Source organism: Cupriavidus sp. 05N38 (genome assembly GCF_056397345.1).
This window is the reverse complement of the sequence record NZ_JBFTNF010000026.1, coordinates 43,641-60,523: the sequence shown is the minus strand read 5'-3', so window position 1 is coordinate 60,523 and position 16,883 is coordinate 43,641. Positions and strand designations below refer to the sequence as shown.

Genomic DNA, 16,883 nt, shown 5'->3' with positions numbered 1-16,883 from the left:
GCTGCGGGCAGCGGTTGCCAATGTCTTGGAGTTTAGGAAATCCTGGGCAAAATGCGTGGTCGATTGCACTTTGTAACGGCCGCGGCGGCGCCGGGTGCACCTATGGCTGCCAGTGCGTGGCCATATCCATCGGATACACCGGCCGCGCCAGCCGCGCGAACGGAAACTGCGCATAGCGCGAACTGGTGACGCCGCCGCCGTCGCACTCCACCACCGCGCGGGCGATCGGCACGAACACCGGCCGGCAGTACATGCGCGATTTCAGCAGCAGGAAGCGCTGCGCATGCGGGTCCACGCCGATATGCGTGAAGATGCCCAGGTCCCAGTGCTCCTGCGGGGTTTCGGTCACCATCACCTGCGCCGCGCCGGTATCGAGCAGCACCGTGCGGCCCATGCGGATGCGCTGGCCGGTATAGGTGGGACCCGAGATGACGTACTCGCCATCGCTGATCGCGGCCACGCGGCCATCCAGCGCCAGCGGCTCGCCCACGATGCCAAGCTGGTCCAGCGGCACCTTGTTGCCTACCGCCAGCGACACGCTGGCGCCCACGCCGGCCGCAAGCAGCGCGGCCACCGCCTGCGGATCGCACACCGGCCCGGCCGCGATGCCGGACAAGCCCTGGCGCAGCGCCTCGCGCAGCACCGCCATGTCGTCGCAAGTGCCGCCCGACATGCAGTTGTCGCCGTGATCGAGCAGCAGGACCGGCCCGCTGCCACCGGCCGCGGCAAGCTGCGCCGCACGCGCGATCGAAGCGGCCAGCGGCTCGCTCTCGTAGACGAAGCCCGCGCGCTCCTGCCAGATCTGCGCCGCGATCCGGTCCGCCGCGGCCTGCGCGCCGGCGGCGTCGTCGCCGACCACCAGCACGCTCAGGCACGGCGCGGCAATGTCCGACAGCCCGAAGCCCGCCAGCACGGACACCGCCAGCATGCCGTGCGCCTCTGCCTGGCGTGCCGCCGCCACGGCGCGCTGCATGGCGCCTTCGCCGGTATTGCTGCGCAGCGTGTGCGTGACCAGCGGCAGGCGGCGCCATGCCAGGGCGGGGCGCGTCTTCTCCCGCAGCATGCGCAGCAGCAGGCGGCCGGCATGCTCGCCGGTCTCGTACATGTCCACGTGCGGATAGGTCTTGAAGCTGACCGCGATATCGGCGTGGTCGATCATCTTCTGCGTCACGTTGCCATGCAGGTCCAGCGCCACCGCGACCGGCGCATGCGGCAGCACCTCGCGCAGCCGCGCCAGCAGGTCGCCTTCGCCGTCGTCGCTGTTCTGCGCCACCATCGCGCCGTGCAGGTCAAGCATCACGGCATCGCACCCCCGCGCCGCGCCGACGATGGCGTCGCACAAGGCCGTATACGCGTCTGCCGCCACGCGCCCGCTCGGGTTGGCGCCCGCCGACACCGGCACCACGATCTCCGCGCCCGCCGCCTCGGCCAGGTCGATGAACGCGCCGATGGCCGTGCGCGTGCCCTTGCTGGCCCGGTAAGCCGCCTCGCCATAGTGCGGATGGAACGACGACAGCGGCGTCGGCACCGGCGAAAAGGTGTTGGTCTCGTGGTTCAGGCGTGCAATCAGGATCTTCATGGCGTTGCGCTGCTCCGGCCGGGCTGAGGGAGGTACGGGAGATAAGGGAGATAAAGGAGAAGAGGGCGACGAAAGGTTGCCCTATTGTTCCTTCGCCGGATACTTCAGTGCATTCATCTCCATCTTTTTCTTCACCGCGGCATCCAGGTCCACGTTGAGCGCGTTCAGCAACTGCGACAGGTAGATCGCGATATCCGCCAGTTCCTGCTCCACGTGTTCGCGCTCGTCGGTGGACATGATCTCGCGCGACTCGGCTTCGGTCTTCCACTGGAAGATCTCGACCAGCTCGGCCGCTTCCACGCTCAGCGCCATCGCCAGGTTCTTGGGGCTGTGGTACTTGCCCCAGCCCCGCGCCTCGCCGAATTCGCGGGCGGCCTGCTGGAGGTTCTTGGTATCGATCAGGATCATGGTGGTCTGCTGCATGCGATGAAGTCGAACGGTATTGAACCACGCCTGCGCGGCACGGCCCCGCCCGCCCCGGAAAGCCCGAGTGCCCTAGCATGGCATCTGCGCAAATCATGCGCAGATCCGCTACGATAGCGCCTCCCCAAAAAGTGAATAGGCGGTAGCTCAGATGGCGACCTCGGCGAACTGGCCCCGGCTCGAAAGCGATATCCTGTCCTGCATGCCTGCCCGGCCGGAAGAAAGGATCTTCTCCGGGGAGCTGATCGCCAGGGTGCAGAATCTCCACGGACAGCAGGCCCCGCAGCGCGACACGATCATCCGGGCGCTGGACCGGATGTGCGACGACGGCCTGGTCGGCAAGGAAGGGCGCTCGCGCGACAAGAAGTGGTGGCGCACCGGAAGGAAGGCGATCCCGGGCACGGCGCGGCGCCCGCCGCTGGAACTGGCCATCGCCCTGCTGACATTGCAGCGGCATGCGCCCAATCACCTTCCCAGCCATGTCACCAGCCAGCTCGAGGACTATTTCGCGGGCGCCGCCAAGGTCTTGCAGGAGAGCCCGGTGGATCCCACGCTGGCGGTCGCGCGCGCCTGGGCAACCAAGACGGTCCGCATCGACGCCGGCTATCCGCTCAGGTCGCCTCCCATCCGCGAAGAGATCCTCGACGCCATCCGCCAGGCGCTGTATGCCACCCGCGTGCTGACGGTCTGCTACCAGAACTCCCGCCTGGACAGCGACAAGCCCGCCGAGTATCCGGTCGTGCCGCTGGCGCTGGTCGAGCGCGGGCCGGTGCTCTACCTCGTCGCGAGCCGCATGCGCAGCAACCGCAGCTTCAAGCGCTACCAGCTCCGGCTCGACCGCTTCGTGTCCGCCGTCTGCACCGACATGCCCGGCGAGCCCGACCCCGACTTCGACCTGGATGCCTATGTCCGGCACAACCAGTTCTTTTCCTTTTTCCCGGAAGCGCCGGTGCAAGTCGAGCTCCGCGTCAGGGAGGATGACGAGATCAAGAGCCTGTTCCGCGAGCAAAAGCTGGCCGATGACCAGGAGATCCTCGAGGAGGAAGGCGGCTTCCGCCTCACCGCCACGGTCATTCCTTCCGTCGAATTCCGCAACCTGCTGATGGAGYGCTCGGCCCGGGTCGAGATCCTGTCGCCCCTGCACCTGCGCCGTGAGATCGCCGAGAACCTCCGCCAGGCATGCCTCGCCTATGCGGACGTGCCTGGCGCGGACTAGCGGCCGCGCTTACAGCGCCGGCACGCAGTCCGCCGGCCACGGATAGGCGATGGTGATGTCGGCCGCCAGGTCGAGCGAGCCGGTGTTGCGCCGGTACGCGCGGATGCGCTGCAGCAGGTGCGGGTTGAACGAGTCCACGTGGTCCATCACGTGCGCCTGCGCCGCCACCAGCAGCCGCGCCGGCGCCGAGTAGGAGCGGTTGACCGCCGCCCACACCACCGAGACGATGCGCTTGCACAGCGCCTCGCGGTTCTGGTCCAGTTCCCTGGCAAGCACGCACAGCGCGTTCATGGACGCCAGCTCGTGGAAGCCGGAGCGCTTGCCGGCGTCGGGCTCGAGCAGCGGTTCGATCGAGGTCCGCGCCACGATGCCGAGCGCGGCCGCAAGGCTGCGCTCGCCGGCCAGCACCCAGCAGCCGACGCGGTCGGCCGGCAGATGAAGGGTCGACCCCAGCACCACGGCGATCTCGCTGGTTCCGCGCCTGCGCGCCCGGCGCATGGCATCGACCGGACCCATCGCATTCCAGCGGGCACCGCCGAACACGCCGCTCAGGCGGGTCGCATCCACCAGGTGGATGACGAGGTCGGGACGCGGCCTGGCCTGCTCGTCCACCGTCCACTCGAGCCGGCCTTCCAGCGAGGGCAGGTCGGGCAGGAGCCCCGCGGCTTCCTGCGCGGAGAATCCCCAGCGGCGCAGCAGCACGCGCTGCGGCTTGGCTTGCGGTCTGGCGATGATGTTCCCAAGTGCCGAACCCGGAATCGTGACGACTTGCATGGCTTGCTCTCCAAAGCTGCTGAGGAGTGCAGTTTCGCCACGCATCTGCGCATCCGGTGCGCAGATCCGCAATCAATATGCATTCTGTTCCAACCCACCGAGAGAACGGAGAACAGCATGAGCCGGGAAACCCTGAGAGACGCCCACTCCCATGTCATGGGCTACATCGATACGGATGCCAGCGGCGCGCAGACCGCGCGCGACAGCCACATGCATTTGCTCGGACGCTACGACCCGCAGCGCGACGTCACGCGCGACGCGCATGCCCGGCTGACCGGCAGCGGCAACCAGCTGGCCGCACTGATCGCCCGCGCGGCGCACCGCTGAGGGGCCGCCGGCATGTCAGCTCGCGCGGCCCGGCCAGCGGTATTCGCAGCGGTTCGCAGCGGTATTCGCAGCGCTACAGCCGCTCGTACAGCAAGCCCGCCGCGCGCTCCGACAACACCAGCACCAGCTTCATCGTCGCCCGCGTCGCACCCACGAACAGCCGCCGGATCTCCTTCTCGCCCATCGGATTCGAAGTCGATCTCGGCGAACACGATGGCCGGCGCGGACTGCCCCTTGAAGCGGAAGACGGATTCCGCCAGCACATCGCCCTGCGAGTACACCGGCTGGCCCTGCGCGTCATAGCCGCCGGTAAACGAGCGCAGCTTGTTCGGGCCGAGCTGGTCGTAGCAGAGCAGCCGGGACGTCTCGCGGCCCCGGTAGCTCAGCAGCACCACGTCCTGCTGCCGGAAGCCCGCGGAGTAGCACATGCGCATGCCGTCTTTCACACGATCGAGCAGCTCATGATCCTGGTAGACCAGGAATTCCACGTCGGCCGTGGAGATGGGCGCCGTGGCTTCGATCTCCACCTCGGGCGGCAACAGCGGCTGCAGCAGCTTCACCACGGGGCGCGGGCTGCGGAAGTTGCTGCGCGCACGCAGCCGCACCCAGCCGGGCAGCTCCGCCGGCGGGTGCCCGTACAGGTTCTGCATCGGGTCTTCCAGCCAGATCGCGCGCGCCGCCGGCGCGGCGTGGCGCAAGACCAGGTCGCGCCACTGGGGCGCGAAGTCCTGGCCTTCATCGACGATCACCGTGTCGAAGACAAAGCCGGGTGGCACCACGAGCCGCTCCACATCGGCGACGAGCCTGGCGAATGCATCCGGCTGCGTGAAATCCGGCACGCCGCCGTGGTGCCTGAACACCAGTTCGCACAGCATGTGGAACGTGCAGGCGAGCCCGCCCGCCGGCGCGATGCGCGCGAAGTGATCGGCCAGCGGACGGTTGAAGCAGACATAGAGCGGACGCTGCCCGCGCGCGATCGCATCGCGGTATTCGGCCAGCGCCAGCTGCGTCTTGCCCGAGCCTGCCGTGCCGGTCACGCGCAGCCGGAACGGCTCGATATCGAGCTGCCGCGCCCAGTGCGCCAGGCCACCCGAAACCCGCGTCACCAGCGAGCGTGCCTGGCCGATCAGGGCGCTCACGTCGGTCTCGAGCTGGATGGTGTCGCACAGGAAACGATGGACCCGCTCCGCCCCGGGCTCGGCCTCGCCCTCCGGCAGGATCGCTTGGATGATCTGGCAGAGTTGCGCGCGCCGGTCCGCGTCCACGATGCGCTGCGGCGACAGGCCCGCCGTCACCGGATTGCGCACCGTGTAGTCCGGGCAATACAGCAGATGCTCGATGAACACCGGCTGCCCGTTCAGGCTGCGCATCAGCTTGCTGCGCAGGCCATCGGCCGTGCGGCCCATCTGCACCGAGACCACCTTCGAACGGGTGCCGTAGTTCTTGACCAGCCCCTCGGCGGTCTCCTCGAGGAAGCCGCTCTTTTGCTCGATGATGAGCAGTTGCCCCGCGCGGTTGACCACGACGAAGTCGATCTCGCCGTAGATCGCATGCACGTTCGCCACGTTGGTCCAGTGCACCGAATGGTAGATCGTGTAGCCGTCGGGAAGCCCGGCCGCGAGCACCGCAAGCGTCTCGAGCTCGCGCTGGACCGGGCCGCTCGCCTCCATGGTTTCCCAGCCGTCTGGAATCACGCGTGCCACTGGACTTCTCCCCTGTCTCTAAAGCGCACGAGGATAACCCACCGCCGCTGGCGGCGCGCGACGCCGCCTGCCCGCTCTGCCTCATTGCGGCTGGCAGCGCGGCTTGCGTGCGGCGGGCGTTCGCAATCCGCCCTTGCGACAACTTGCGTCGCCGCAGCGATGCGACACAATCTGACGCACCCCTGCCGACAATGACCCCATTCGACAGGAGAACCCATGATTCTGCGCCGCCGCCCGTCCCGTTACTCCCGCATGACCATCGAACTCGCGCCTTCGGTGCGGCTCTGGCTGCTGCGCGTGCTGGTGCCGCTCGGCGGCCACCGGGAATTCGTCCAGCGCGGCGGCTTCAGCAACGACACGCTGGCCGAGATCCTCGGGCTCGACAAGTGGATCGATCCGGAACAGGGCGACTTCGATCCCAAGGCCGTGCGCGCGGCGCTGCGCAAGCAACACCAGGAGGCCGAAGACCAGTGCCGCGACGCCAGTCTTCCCGCCTGCCTGAACGGCAATATCGCGCGGCTGGCCGAGCTGGTCGGCCTGTCCGAAACGGACTGCCGGATCCTGGCCTTTGCCGTCATGCTAAAGAACGAACGCCTGCTCGACGACACCGCGGACCTGCTCGGACAACTCTCGTCGGCCAAGGTGGTCCACGTGCTGGCCGCGCTGCTGGACCTGCCGGATGCGGAAGTCCGCGCGGCGTTGAGCACGCAGGGGGTGCTGGCGCAGTCCGGCCTGGTTTCGGTCGACCGCGGCAGCAGCTCCACGCTGAGCGGCAAGCTGGACCTGCTTTCGGGCAGCTTCGCCGACCATATTGTCTCGTCCGACGCGGACCCGATCGGCCTGTTGCGCGACACCGTTGCCCTGTCCGAGCCCGCGCAGCTGCAGCTCGGCGACTACGCGCACCTCGATGCATCGCTCGCGGTGCTGCGGCCTTACCTGCGCCATGCCCTGGCGTCGGGCCGCAAGGGCGTGAACATCTTCGTGCACGGCGCGCCCGGCACCGGCAAGAGCCAGCTCGCCCGCGCGCTTGCCGCGGACCTCGGCGGCGAGCTGTTCGAAGTGGCGAGCGAGGACGAGGACGGCGACCCCATCACCGGCGAGCGCAGGCTGCGCGCCTTCCGCGCCGCCCAGAGCTTCTTCGGCCAGCGCCGGGCCATGATCCTGTTCGACGAGGTGGAAGACGTCTTCAACGATGGCGAGGCCCTGTTCGGACGCAAGAGCACCGCGCAGGAGCGCAAGGCCTGGATCAACCGGATGCTGGAGGCGAACCCGGTGCCCACCGTGTGGCTGTCCAACTCGGGGGGACTCGATGCCGCCTTTATCCGGCGCTTCGACATGGTGTTCGAGCTGCCGGTGCCGCCCAGGAAGCAACGCGCCCGCATTATCGAGACCGCCTGCGCCGGCCTGCTGGATGGCCTCGCCGTTGCGCGCCTGGCCGAATCCGAGGCGCTGGCGCCCGCCGTCGTGACCCGCGCGGCCTCGGTGGTGCGCGCCATCCATGAAGACCTTGGGCCCCAGGGCGCGGCCACTGCCATGGAACTGCTGATCGGCAATACGCTGGAGGCGCAGGGACATGCCCCGCTGCGCCGGTCCGCCGCCGACCGGCTGCCGCAGACCTACGACCCGGCACTGGTCAGCGCCGACGCCGACTTGCTGGAGATCGGCGCCGGGCTGGCGCGCGCCGGTGGCGGGCGGCTGTGCCTGTATGGGCCGCCGGGCACCGGCAAGACCGCCTACGGACGCTGGCTGGCCGAGCAGATGGGCGTGCCGCTGCACGTCAGGCGGGCGTCCGACCTGATGTCCAAATGGGTGGGGGAGAACGAGCAGAACATCGCGCGGGCGTTCCGGCAGGCGGCCCAGGACGGCGCGGTATTGCTCATCGACGAAGTCGACAGCTTCCTGCAGGACCGGCGCGGCGCCAGGGCCAGCTGGGAAGTGACGCTGGTCAACGAGATGCTGACGCAGATGGAATCCTTCCCCGGCGTGTTCGTGGCCTCGACGAACCTGGTCGAAGGGCTGGACCAGGCGGCATTGCGGCGCTTCGACCTGAAGGTCAGGTTCGACTACCTCGCGCCGGCTCAAGCCTGGGCCCTGTTGTGCCGACAATGCAGTGTGCTCGCACTGGATGCGCCGGGCCCGGACCTGCAAGGCCGGCTCGCACGCCTGGGCAAGCTCACGCCGGGGGACTTCGCCGCGGCCGCGCGGCAGCACCGTTTCCGGCCGCTGGGCTCGCCCGCCGGGCTGGTCCGCGCCCTCGAGGCGGAATGCGCCATCAAAGGGGGCGCGAGGGGTGCGCTCGGCTTCCTGTGAAGCCGGTCCACGCATGGAATAATCCGCCTGCCCGCGCGGGCACGACAACAAGAAAAGAGATGCGCTCACTATCGAAGTCGAAGCTGATGGCCTTCCGGCAATGCCCGAAACGGCTCTGGCAATGCTTCACCGGCCGCAACGTGCCGGCAATCTGATCAAGCATACGAACCCATGCCGAAACGTTCCGATACGATCGAAACCGTGCTGCTGGCGCTGGAGCTGCTGCGCCGCATTCCGCGCGGGCGCAAGATATCCGCGCCGGAGCTGCACGAGCAACTCAGCAATACAGGGCACGCGCGCGACCTGCGCACCATCCAGCGCCAGCTCGAGACGCTCAGCGAGCATTTCGAGATCGAGCGCGACGAGCGTAGCAAGCCCTACGGCTACCGCTGGAAGGAGCGCGCCAGCGGSCTGGCGCTGCCGGTGCTCAACGAGCAGGAATCGCTCATGCTGGCGCTGGCCGAGCAGCACCTGCGCCACCTGCTGCCCGCCAGCCTGATGAAGTCCATGGACGGCTTCTTCCAGCAGGCGCGCGCCAACCTGGGCACCGGCGCCGCGGGCAAGCGCGGGCGCGAGTGGCTGTCCAAGGTCAGGGTGATCAGCACCACCCAGCCGCTGCTGCCGCCGAAGATCAGGCCGGGCGTGTTCGAGGCGGTCAGCAACGCGCTGTACGGCAACTGCTGGCTGGACGTGGACTACAAGAACGCCGCGGGCAAGGCCAAGGCCGCGCGCGTGATGCCCCTTGGCCTGGCCCAGCAAGGCGCGCGCCTGTACCTGGTATGCCGCTACGAAGGCTATGACAACGAGCGCACCCTGGCGCTGCACCGCATCGTCCGCGCGCTGGCCTCGCCGCACACCTTCGACAGGCCCCGCGAATTCAACCTGGAGAAATACGACGCCGACGGCCGCTTCGGCTTCGGCGAGGGCAAGCGCATCCGCCTGACCTTCCGCATCGACAAGGACGCCGGGCTGCACCTGCTCGAATCGCCGCTGTCGGCGGACCAGGTGGTCACCGAGCTGGACACGCAGTTCGAGATCAGCGCCACCGTGGTGGAGACCGCGCAGCTGGAATGGTGGCTGCGGGGCTTCGGGGAGCAGGTCGGCGATATCCGCCGCACCCAGTGCAAGGACAAGCAGGCATGAGCGAAAAAGACAGACTCACCGAACCCAGCGTACTGCGCTTCGCCGAACTGATCGGCGCGCCCGGCGACGCGCCGCTGGCGATCGACCATTACCAGCGCGGCTTTGTCTGGGGCGAGGAAAAGGTCCGCCAGCTGATCGCCGATCTCCGTGCGTACTGGCATGGCGCCAGGGACACCGCGTACTACATGGGCACAATGCTCCTGCACCGGAACGCCGGCGAGAACAAGCGCTACATCATCGACGGCCAGCAGCGCTTCACGGCATTGTGCACCCTGTACTTTTCCCTGCATGGCGAACTCCCGCCCAACACCGACCTGAACTACCGCTCGGTCGATTCGGCAACGCATATCCGCCAGGCCCTGGCGAGCTTTCGCGAGGCCAGCGACCTGCCCAAGGCGCTGTTCGACCACCTCTGCTTTACCGTGATCGAAGTGCCTGCGCAGGACCTGGCCTTCGCCTTCTTCGACACACAGAACAACCGCGGCGTGCCGCTCGGCGCGACCGACCTGCTCAAGGCCTTTCATCTGCGCGCGATCCGCGCCGACGGCCCGCAAGCCAGCGACGACAAGCGCCAGGCGCTGGAGCATGCCTGCGCCAAACGCTGGGAGACCATGCAGGTGGCCGCACCGGTCCCGCACCTGCCCGGCAAGCTCACGCCGGCGCTGTTCAACCTCGTGCTGTGGCGGGCGCGGCGCTGGCGCGGGCGCCATATCGGCGTCGAATCCCACGATGCGCTGCTGCGCGAATTCCAGCAGCGCGCGCAGCCGGCCGGCGCGGACCCGGCCCGTGTCCCGCTCTATCCGGGCCGGCACAACCGGCGCGCCGCGGCGCTGCTCACCTACCCGTCGCACAGCTGCCAGCCGGACCACCTGCCCGACGCGCCGGCAAGCCGCCCCGCCGACCTGCCGTTCTCGATGCGCCAGCCGATCCATGCCGGCACGGGCTTTTTCCTCTATGCCGACAAGTACGCCGCGCTGGTTGGCGAGCTGATGCTGGACAAGCATGCCGACGCCGAGGTTCGCGGGTTCCGCGCGCTGTATGACACGGTCGTCAGTACGCTCTCGGTGTACCTGCGCGAAGTGTTCCTGCTCGGCACCGTCATGTACGTGGATCGTTTCGGCTTCGAAAAGCTGGTGGCGTTTGCCACGTATTTCGAACACCTGCTCGGCGGCATCCGCCTGGGCCAGAAGAGCGTCGTGCGGGAAACCGCGAGGAATATCTTCCGCGACGGCCACCTGAACCTGCTCGATGTCATCGCGGGCGCGTTCGAGCCCGAGGAGGTGATCGCGTACCTGCGCGCCGATCCGCATATCGACGAAGCCTATCGCAAATATGAGAAAGAGCCGGCCGAACGCAACACGGTGCGCGGCCGCTACAAGGCGGCAGTCCTGAAACACTACACCTGCGGGCAGCAGTGCGCTGCCGATCTGACGGAGAAGCGCACATGGATGCACGCCCACATCGGATGGGACGACAGGGCCGGAGCATGGGCCGGGACATGGACCGAGACGGGGACCAAGGCGCAAGCACGATGATGAACAAAGACATGATGCCGGATTCGAAGCTGCTGACCCTCGGGAAGATCATCGAGCAACGGCTCTGCTTCGAGGTACCGATCTACCAGCGGCTCTACGTCTGGGGCACCGACCAGGTGCGTACGCTGATGGAGGACCTGCTCAGCGCCTGCGAGCGCGACACGCCGATCTACTATCTCGGCGGTACGCTGGTGATGCGCCGCGGCGACACTGACGGCGCGCCCCCGGTGCTGGAACTGATCGACGGCCAGCAACGCTTCACCACGCTGTGGCTGATCGCGCAGGTATGGGGGGAGGGCGACAGCCTGCAGTCCTTCCTCTCGGTGGAGCAGGCCGGCGTGGTCCGGCCTCGCCTGTCGTTTGCGATCCGCGATTCGGTCAATCGCTACCTGGAACAGTGTCTTCGACAGCATCAGCACGAGGCTGCGCCCGAAGGCCTGTCGCGCGCGGACGCGGATGGCCTGGCATCCCTGCTCGATGCGCAGCGCGAAATCCGCCGCTTCCGGGATGCGCTGCCCACGGGTGGCCAGGCGACTGCGCCGCACTCCGGCAATGTGGGCGGAGACGACCGGAGGCACTACCGGGTCACGCGCGAGCAATTCAACCGCTTCCTGCTTGGCAACGTCAGCATCGTCCAGACCGAGATCCCCGCCAGGACCGACCTCAACAAGCTGTTCGAGGTAATCAACAACCGCGGCATTCAACTCCAGCACCACGAGATCCTCAAGGCGCGCATGCTGCGCGTGCTCGAGACCGCCGGCGCGGCCGGCTCGCAGTCTTACGCCTGGCTATGGGATGCGTGCGCCGGCATGAACGGCTACGTGGAACGCAACCTCGCGCAGCTGACGAACCACCCGGTGACGGCGCTCTTCGCAGGTGAAATGCCCAGCGGCAAAGGCGAGGCCCTCGCGAACGCTCACCGCGTGATCGCACATCTGGACCAGATCGCAAGGCGTACCCCTGGCGGTCCCGGGGTCCAGCTGCGCTCGCTGGCCGATATCCTGCGCCCGCAAGCCACGGACGCCGCGCAGGGCCGCCCTGCCGGCACGGACGACAAGGCGGGCGCCGCCGGCGACCCGCCTGCGCAAGCCATGGACGAAGGCCGCGCCGTGCGTTCCATCTTCGGCTTCTCCGTGCTGCTGCAGCATGTACTGCGCATCTGGCTGCAGCAGGAGTCGGAGCGCCGGCACGAGGCCGTGGAAGACATCGACCGCATCGCCGACAAGGATCTGCTGGCGATCTTCCATCAGCACTTCTTCGGGCGGGAGCCGGGTCCGGATGACGTCAGGCGCTTTATCTGCCTGTTGTGGGAGGTGCGGTACCTGTTCGACAAATTCATCATCAAATGGGTGACGCCCGACAATGAAGGCGAGGTACACCTGATCCGCAAGCTCCGCCTCAACACCAGCCTGGTGCGCGACTGGGAGGAGCCCGAGTCGCTGCGCGCGTTTTCGCTGCTGCAGAGCATGCTCTACCACTCGCAGCAGATCACCACCCAATACTGGGTCACGCCGCTGCTGGCCTTCCTGCACCGGCAACAGAGCGTCACGCCGGAAACCTGCACCGGCTTCCTGCAGCACCTGGACAATTTCCTGCTGTGCACGGAGGACACCCGGCCCCTGATCGAACGCTCGCGCGATTTCCTCGGAGCCAATGCCCCCGCCGCGGGCAAGCCGCACTGCGATCTCCTGCGCGGCAGCCTGGGCGTGGGCTTTCCGCACTACTGGTTCTACAAGCTGGAATACGTGCTTTGGCATCGCTTCTCGCAAAAGGCAGGCGAGGCAGCGCTGCCGCCCGGTACGGTCATCACCGCGGAGAAGCTCAGGCACTTCCGGATCACGGCCCGCAATTCGGTCGAGCATGTGTTCCCGCAGACCCCGCCGCCCGGCAGGGAGATCACTGTCACGAAGACATGGCTGGACGCCTTCGGCAATCTCACGCTGGTTTCGCGCAGCATCAACTCGGAGTTCGGCAACAAGTCTTTCGAGGAAAAGCGGGCTCGCTTCAACGAAATGAACCAGGTAAAGCTGGATTCGCTCAAATCCGCGCTGGTGTATGCGCAGGCACACTGGCGCGACACGGACGTCGAAGAACATCAGGAATCGATGAAAGACATCCTTTCGGCCTACCTCGCAACCGACTGGCGCAAGGACGCGGGCCAGCAGGCCGCCCGATAAGCGGCTGCGCCCTGTCCACAGGAACACGCATGAATACCGAAGACGAAAACATCGAACTGGCCGCCGGCTGGATCCGCAACGCACGCGCGCTGCTGATCACCGCCGGCGCGGGCATGGGCGTGGATTCCGGCCTGCCGGATTTCCGCGGGCCGGAGGGCTTCTGGCGCGCCTACCCTGCCCTCGGCGATGCCGGCCTGGGCTTCGAGGACATCGCCGCGCCGCGCGCCTTCAAGACGCGCCCGGCAATGGCCTGGGGCTTCTACGGCCACCGGCTGGCGCTCTACCGGCGCACCGTGCCGCATGCCGGCTTCGGCATCCTGCGCCGCTGGGCCGAGAGCATGCCGGACGGCTACCGGGTCTTCACCTCGAATGTCGACGGGCATTTCCAGCGCGCGGGCTTCGACGCCGCCAAGGTGCACGAATGCCACGGTTCGATCCACGTCCTGCAGTGCACGCTCCCGTGCGCCGCGCAGACCTGGAGCGCGGACGACTTCCAGCCCGAGGTGGACGAGGCGCGCTGCCTGCTGCTCAACACGCCGCCGCACTGCCCGCATTGCGGCAGCATGGCACGGCCCAACATCCTGATGTTCGGCGACTACTCGTGGGTCGAAGAGCGCGAGGCCCTGTCGCGCGCCAGGCTCAACGCCTGGACCCAGGGGCGCGGCGACATCGTGGTCATCGAACTGGGCGCGGGCACCGACATCGCCACGGCGAGACGCTTCGGCGAACGCCACGCCGCGCGGCTCATCCGCATCAATGCCCGCCAGGCCGGCGTGCGCGACACCGGCTCGGGCATCGGCCTGCAGGGCACCGCGCTGGGCGTGCTGACGGCACTGGACCAGGCCGTTGGCCGCTGACCCTGCGCGGGCAGGAGCGCGCAGCGGTCCATCGCCCGCGGCGCCCCTGGCGACGGGCCGCCCCACACGCGCAGGGGGTAGCCGGACGGGGCGACTTCATGAATCATCGCCGGGCTCGTCGAACACCGCGCCAGGCGCAATGCAGGAGGAAAGGATGTTGAAAGAAGGCGATCGCCGGACAGTGATCGTGCAGGGCCGGCTGGCCACGCGCGAGTGGCGGCTGAAGGCTGCGCGCGAGCGCATCCACGGCCTGCAGATCATGGGCATGGAGCAGATGGCGGCGCGCCTGGCCGGCGGCTTCCTCGTGCCGGTGAATGACGAAAGCCTGCGCGCGGCCATCCAGGGCGCGCTGCCGCTCACGCCGCTGGGCGAGCTGGACGGCATCAAGGACCTGCCCGGCATGGTCGACGCCGCCGCCGACTCGCTGCGCAAGGCCTGGCGTGCCGGCATCGACCTGCAGGAACGCGCCGCCCGGCATGCCCGCCTCGCTTCCATGGCCAGGCTGGAGGCCGCGGTGCTGGCGCGGCTGCCCGCCGGCATGAAGCGGCCGACCGACCTGGCGCAGGCCGCCCTGGCACGGCTCGCGCACGCGCCGGCGCTGCTCGGCCCGGTCGACCTGGCTGGCCTGGCCGATGTGCCGCCGTGCTGGCGCGCCCTGCTGGCAGCGCTCGCCACGCGCGTGCCGCTGCGCTGGCTCGCCGGGCCGCACGCCGTGCCGGCGTGGCTCGATGGCACCGCTGTGCGCATCGAGCGCACCGCGCCCGAACAAGCTGCCATCGCGGTCGTCAGTGCATCCACGGCCTACCACGAAGCCATCGAAGCCATGCGCTGGGCGCGGGCCCTGCTCGCCTCCGGCCGCGCCCGGCCCGGCGAGATCGCCATCGCCGCCGTGGCCCCCGCGGAATACGACGACCACTTCCTCGCGCTGCGCGCCGACGCCAACCTCGAACTGCATTTCGTGCACGGTACCAAGGTGACCGCCAGCCGCGACGGGCAGGCCGCGGCCGCGCTGGCGGACATCCTGGTGCGCGGCCTGTCGCAATCGCGCATGCGCCGCCTCGCCGCGCTGCAGTCGGGCGGTAAAGGCGCCAGGGGCATGTTCGCGACGCTGCCCGCCGGATGGACCCGCATCCTCCCGGCCGATGCGCCGCTGAGCTCGGTCCAGGCGTGGGAGCGGCTGCTGGCACGCCTGTCCGCCAGGGACTGGCCCGACGGCGCCGACCATGCCCCCGCCGTGCGCGCCATCGTCGCGCTGCTCGGCCAGGGCATCGGTGCCGCCGCGCAGATCGGCGAGGCCGTGCTCGACGGCCGCGCGCGCACGATCTGGCGCAAGGCGCTGCTGGCCGGACCCGCCGCCTCGATCGACGCCACGCTGGAGAACCTGAAGCAGGATGACGGCCTGGAAGCCTGCGTGTCGGTGGCATGGATGCCGGCCGGCGAGCTGGCCGCCGCGCCGCGCCGCTTCGTGCGCCTGCTGGGGCTGAACTCCTCGCGCTGGCCGCGAGGCTTGTCCGAGGACCGGCTGCTCTCCGACCACATCGTGCCCACCGCCGAACTGGACCCGCTCCCGGTCGCCGCGGCGGACCGGTACAGCTTCCACGCCATCCTCGCCACCACCGCCGGCGAAGTGGTGCTCTCGCGCGCGCGCCGCGACGGCGAGGGCCGCGTGATGGGACGCAGCGCGCTGCTGCATGGCCTGCCCGACGAAACCTACCTGCGCCGCAATGCCGTGCCGGCCCATGCCTTCAGCGAGACCGACCGCCTGCTGGCGCGTCCCGCCGAATTCCGCACGGCGGCGCAGGCCAGGTCGGCCGTTTGCTGCTGGCGCAACTGGCACAGCCCCGAGCTCACGCCGCACGACGGCATGGTGCGCGCCGGCCATCCGGTGCTGCAGGCCGTGCTCGGCCGCAGGCAATCGGCCAGCTCGCTGCAGCGGCTGCTGCGCAACCCGCTGGGCTTCGTCTGGCAATACGGCATGCGCTGGCGCGCGCCGGAGGGCGGCGCCGAGCCCATCGTGCTGGACGCGCTGGGCTTCGGCAACCTGGTCCACCTGGTGCTCGACCACGCGCTGCAGACGCTCGAAGCCGGCGGCGGGCTGGCGCGCGCCGACCCCGCGCAAGCTGCCGCCGCGGTGCGCGACGGCGTGCGCGTCGCCGCCGCGTCGTGGGAAGCCACGCAGGCCGTGCCGCCGCACGTGATCTGGCAACGCACGCTCGATGAGGTGCGCCTGCTGGCCGGCCGCGCGCTGACGTGGGGAGACCCTGCCGGGCCCGGCACGCGCGCCTTCGGGGAAGTCCCGTTCGGCGGCTCGGAGCCGCGCGCCGGCGCCGCCGCCACATTGCCGTGGGACCCCGCGGCGCGCGTCGAGATCCCCGGCACCGGCTTCCACATCTCCGGCTATATCGACCGCCTGGATATCTCGGGCGACGGCAGCCGCGCCATCGTGCGCGACTACAAGACCGGGCGCACCCTGAAGCAAGGCGCCCGCCTCGACGGCGGCCGCGAGCTGCAGCGCTGCCTGTACGCCTTCGCCGTCAAGGCGCTGCTGGGCGCCGGCGTGGACATCACCGCTTCGCTGCTGTACCCGCGCGAGCCCGCCGAAAGGATCCTCGACAATGCCGACGCCGCGCTGGCCGACATCACCGGCTACCTGGCCTCGGCGCATGCCAGCCTGCTGGCCGGCGCCGCCGTGATGGGCAAGGACACCGCCGGCAACTACGACGATCTCGCCTTCGCCCTGCCCGCCAATGCCGCGGCCACGTATTGCCGGCGCAAGCGCGATGCCGCGCTGGCGCAACTCGGCGAAGCCGCCGCCGTCTGGGAAGCCGAATAATGAACA

At 68.9% G+C, this 16,883-nt stretch carries 12 protein-coding genes; 8 read left to right on the top strand and 4 right to left on the bottom strand.

From position 1 onward, the window contains the following. Positions 1-100 precede the first annotated feature (100 nt). Positions 101-1,579: a M81 family metallopeptidase gene (locus tag AC1DK4_RS19530; RefSeq protein WP_441649997.1), complete on the bottom strand. Its 1,479-nt coding sequence runs from the start codon at positions 1,577-1,579 to the stop codon at positions 101-103. A gap of 81 nt (positions 1,580-1,660) precedes the next feature. Next, complete coding sequence (locus tag AC1DK4_RS19525; RefSeq protein WP_441643451.1) at positions 1,661-1,987, bottom strand: nucleotide pyrophosphohydrolase; 327 nt, start codon at positions 1,985-1,987, stop codon at positions 1,661-1,663. 166 nt (positions 1,988-2,153) lie between these two features. Between AC1DK4_RS19525 and AC1DK4_RS19520 the strand changes: the two genes are divergently transcribed. After that, positions 2,154-3,218, top strand: a complete 1,065-nt coding sequence (locus AC1DK4_RS19520; protein ID WP_477131711.1) for a helix-turn-helix transcriptional regulator — start codon at positions 2,154-2,156, stop codon at positions 3,216-3,218. A gap of 9 nt (positions 3,219-3,227) precedes the next feature. Here the strand turns inward: AC1DK4_RS19520 and AC1DK4_RS19515 are convergent, their stop codons facing one another. Beyond that, positions 3,228-3,992: a hypothetical protein gene (locus AC1DK4_RS19515; protein ID WP_441649995.1), complete on the bottom strand. Its 765-nt coding sequence runs from the start codon at positions 3,990-3,992 to the stop codon at positions 3,228-3,230. Between the two features lie 117 nt (positions 3,993-4,109). Here AC1DK4_RS19515 and AC1DK4_RS19510 point away from each other — a divergent pair, with 117 nt between their 5' ends. Next, positions 4,110-4,319, top strand: a complete 210-nt coding sequence (locus tag AC1DK4_RS19510; RefSeq protein ID WP_441620108.1) for a hypothetical protein — start codon at positions 4,110-4,112, stop codon at positions 4,317-4,319. On the opposite strand, the gene AC1DK4_RS19505 is transcribed toward AC1DK4_RS19510, so the two are convergent. After that, positions 4,220-6,022 (bottom strand): NERD domain-containing protein, encoded by a 1,803-nt coding sequence (locus AC1DK4_RS19505; RefSeq protein WP_441649993.1) that lies wholly within the window; start codon positions 6,020-6,022, stop codon positions 4,220-4,222. The two genes, AC1DK4_RS19510 and AC1DK4_RS19505, sit on opposite strands and share 100 nt — an antisense overlap. A 216-nt stretch (positions 6,023-6,238) precedes the next feature. On the opposite strand from AC1DK4_RS19505, the gene AC1DK4_RS19500 reads away from it, so the two are divergent. The 6 genes from AC1DK4_RS19500 (at position 6,239) to AC1DK4_RS19475 (ending at position 16,877) form a co-directional block, all read left to right on the top strand. After that, positions 6,239-8,332 carry an AAA family ATPase gene (locus AC1DK4_RS19500; protein WP_441649992.1) on the top strand — a complete coding sequence of 698 codons (2,094 nt, stop codon included), beginning with the start codon at positions 6,239-6,241 and terminating at the stop codon, positions 8,330-8,332. A 171-nt stretch (positions 8,333-8,503) separates the two neighbouring features. Continuing rightward, positions 8,504-9,475 carry a helix-turn-helix transcriptional regulator gene (locus tag AC1DK4_RS19495; RefSeq protein WP_441649991.1) on the top strand — a complete coding sequence of 324 codons (972 nt, stop codon included), beginning with the start codon at positions 8,504-8,506 and terminating at the stop codon, positions 9,473-9,475. Further along, positions 9,472-11,010, top strand: coding sequence for a DUF262 domain-containing protein (locus AC1DK4_RS19490; protein WP_441649990.1), 1,539 nt, complete (start codon positions 9,472-9,474; stop codon positions 11,008-11,010). The genes AC1DK4_RS19495 and AC1DK4_RS19490 overlap by 4 nt, the downstream gene beginning before the upstream one ends. Further along, positions 11,007-13,187 carry a DUF262 domain-containing protein gene (locus AC1DK4_RS19485; protein WP_441649989.1) on the top strand — a complete coding sequence of 727 codons (2,181 nt, stop codon included), beginning with the start codon at positions 11,007-11,009 and terminating at the stop codon, positions 13,185-13,187. Before AC1DK4_RS19490 ends, AC1DK4_RS19485 begins: the two co-directional genes overlap by 4 nt. Before the next feature lie 29 nt (positions 13,188-13,216). After that, a complete protein-coding gene (locus tag AC1DK4_RS19480; RefSeq protein ID WP_441649988.1) occupies positions 13,217-14,044 on the top strand; it encodes an SIR2 family NAD-dependent protein deacylase in 828 nt (275 codons plus the stop codon). Between the two features lie 154 nt (positions 14,045-14,198). Beyond that, complete coding sequence (locus AC1DK4_RS19475) at positions 14,199-16,877, top strand: PD-(D/E)XK nuclease family protein (RefSeq protein ID WP_441649987.1); 2,679 nt, start codon at positions 14,199-14,201, stop codon at positions 16,875-16,877. Positions 16,878-16,883: the final 6 nt, after the last annotated feature.

Excerpts from the sequence above, each read along its gene's own strand:
- AC1DK4_RS19530 (WP_441649997.1), bottom strand. The coding sequence starts at position 1,579 with ATGAAGATCCTGATTGCACGCCTGAACCACGAGACCAACACCTTTTCG.
- AC1DK4_RS19525 (WP_441643451.1), bottom strand. The coding sequence starts at position 1,987 with ATGATCCTGATCGATACCAAGAACCTCCAGCAGGCCGCCCGCGAATTC.
- AC1DK4_RS19515 (WP_441649995.1), bottom strand. The coding sequence starts at position 3,992 with ATGCAAGTCGTCACGATTCCGGGTTCGGCACTTGGGAACATCATCGCC.
- AC1DK4_RS19510 (WP_441620108.1), top strand. The coding sequence starts at position 4,110 with ATGAGCCGGGAAACCCTGAGAGACGCCCACTCCCATGTCATGGGCTAC.
- AC1DK4_RS19500 (WP_441649992.1), top strand. The coding sequence starts at position 6,239 with ATGATTCTGCGCCGCCGCCCGTCCCGTTACTCCCGCATGACCATCGAA.
- AC1DK4_RS19490 (WP_441649990.1), top strand. The coding sequence starts at position 9,472 with ATGAGCGAAAAAGACAGACTCACCGAACCCAGCGTACTGCGCTTCGCC.
- AC1DK4_RS19485 (WP_441649989.1), top strand. The coding sequence starts at position 11,007 with ATGATGAACAAAGACATGATGCCGGATTCGAAGCTGCTGACCCTCGGG.
- AC1DK4_RS19480 (WP_441649988.1), top strand. The coding sequence starts at position 13,217 with ATGAATACCGAAGACGAAAACATCGAACTGGCCGCCGGCTGGATCCGC.
- AC1DK4_RS19475 (WP_441649987.1), top strand. The coding sequence starts at position 14,199 with ATGTTGAAAGAAGGCGATCGCCGGACAGTGATCGTGCAGGGCCGGCTG.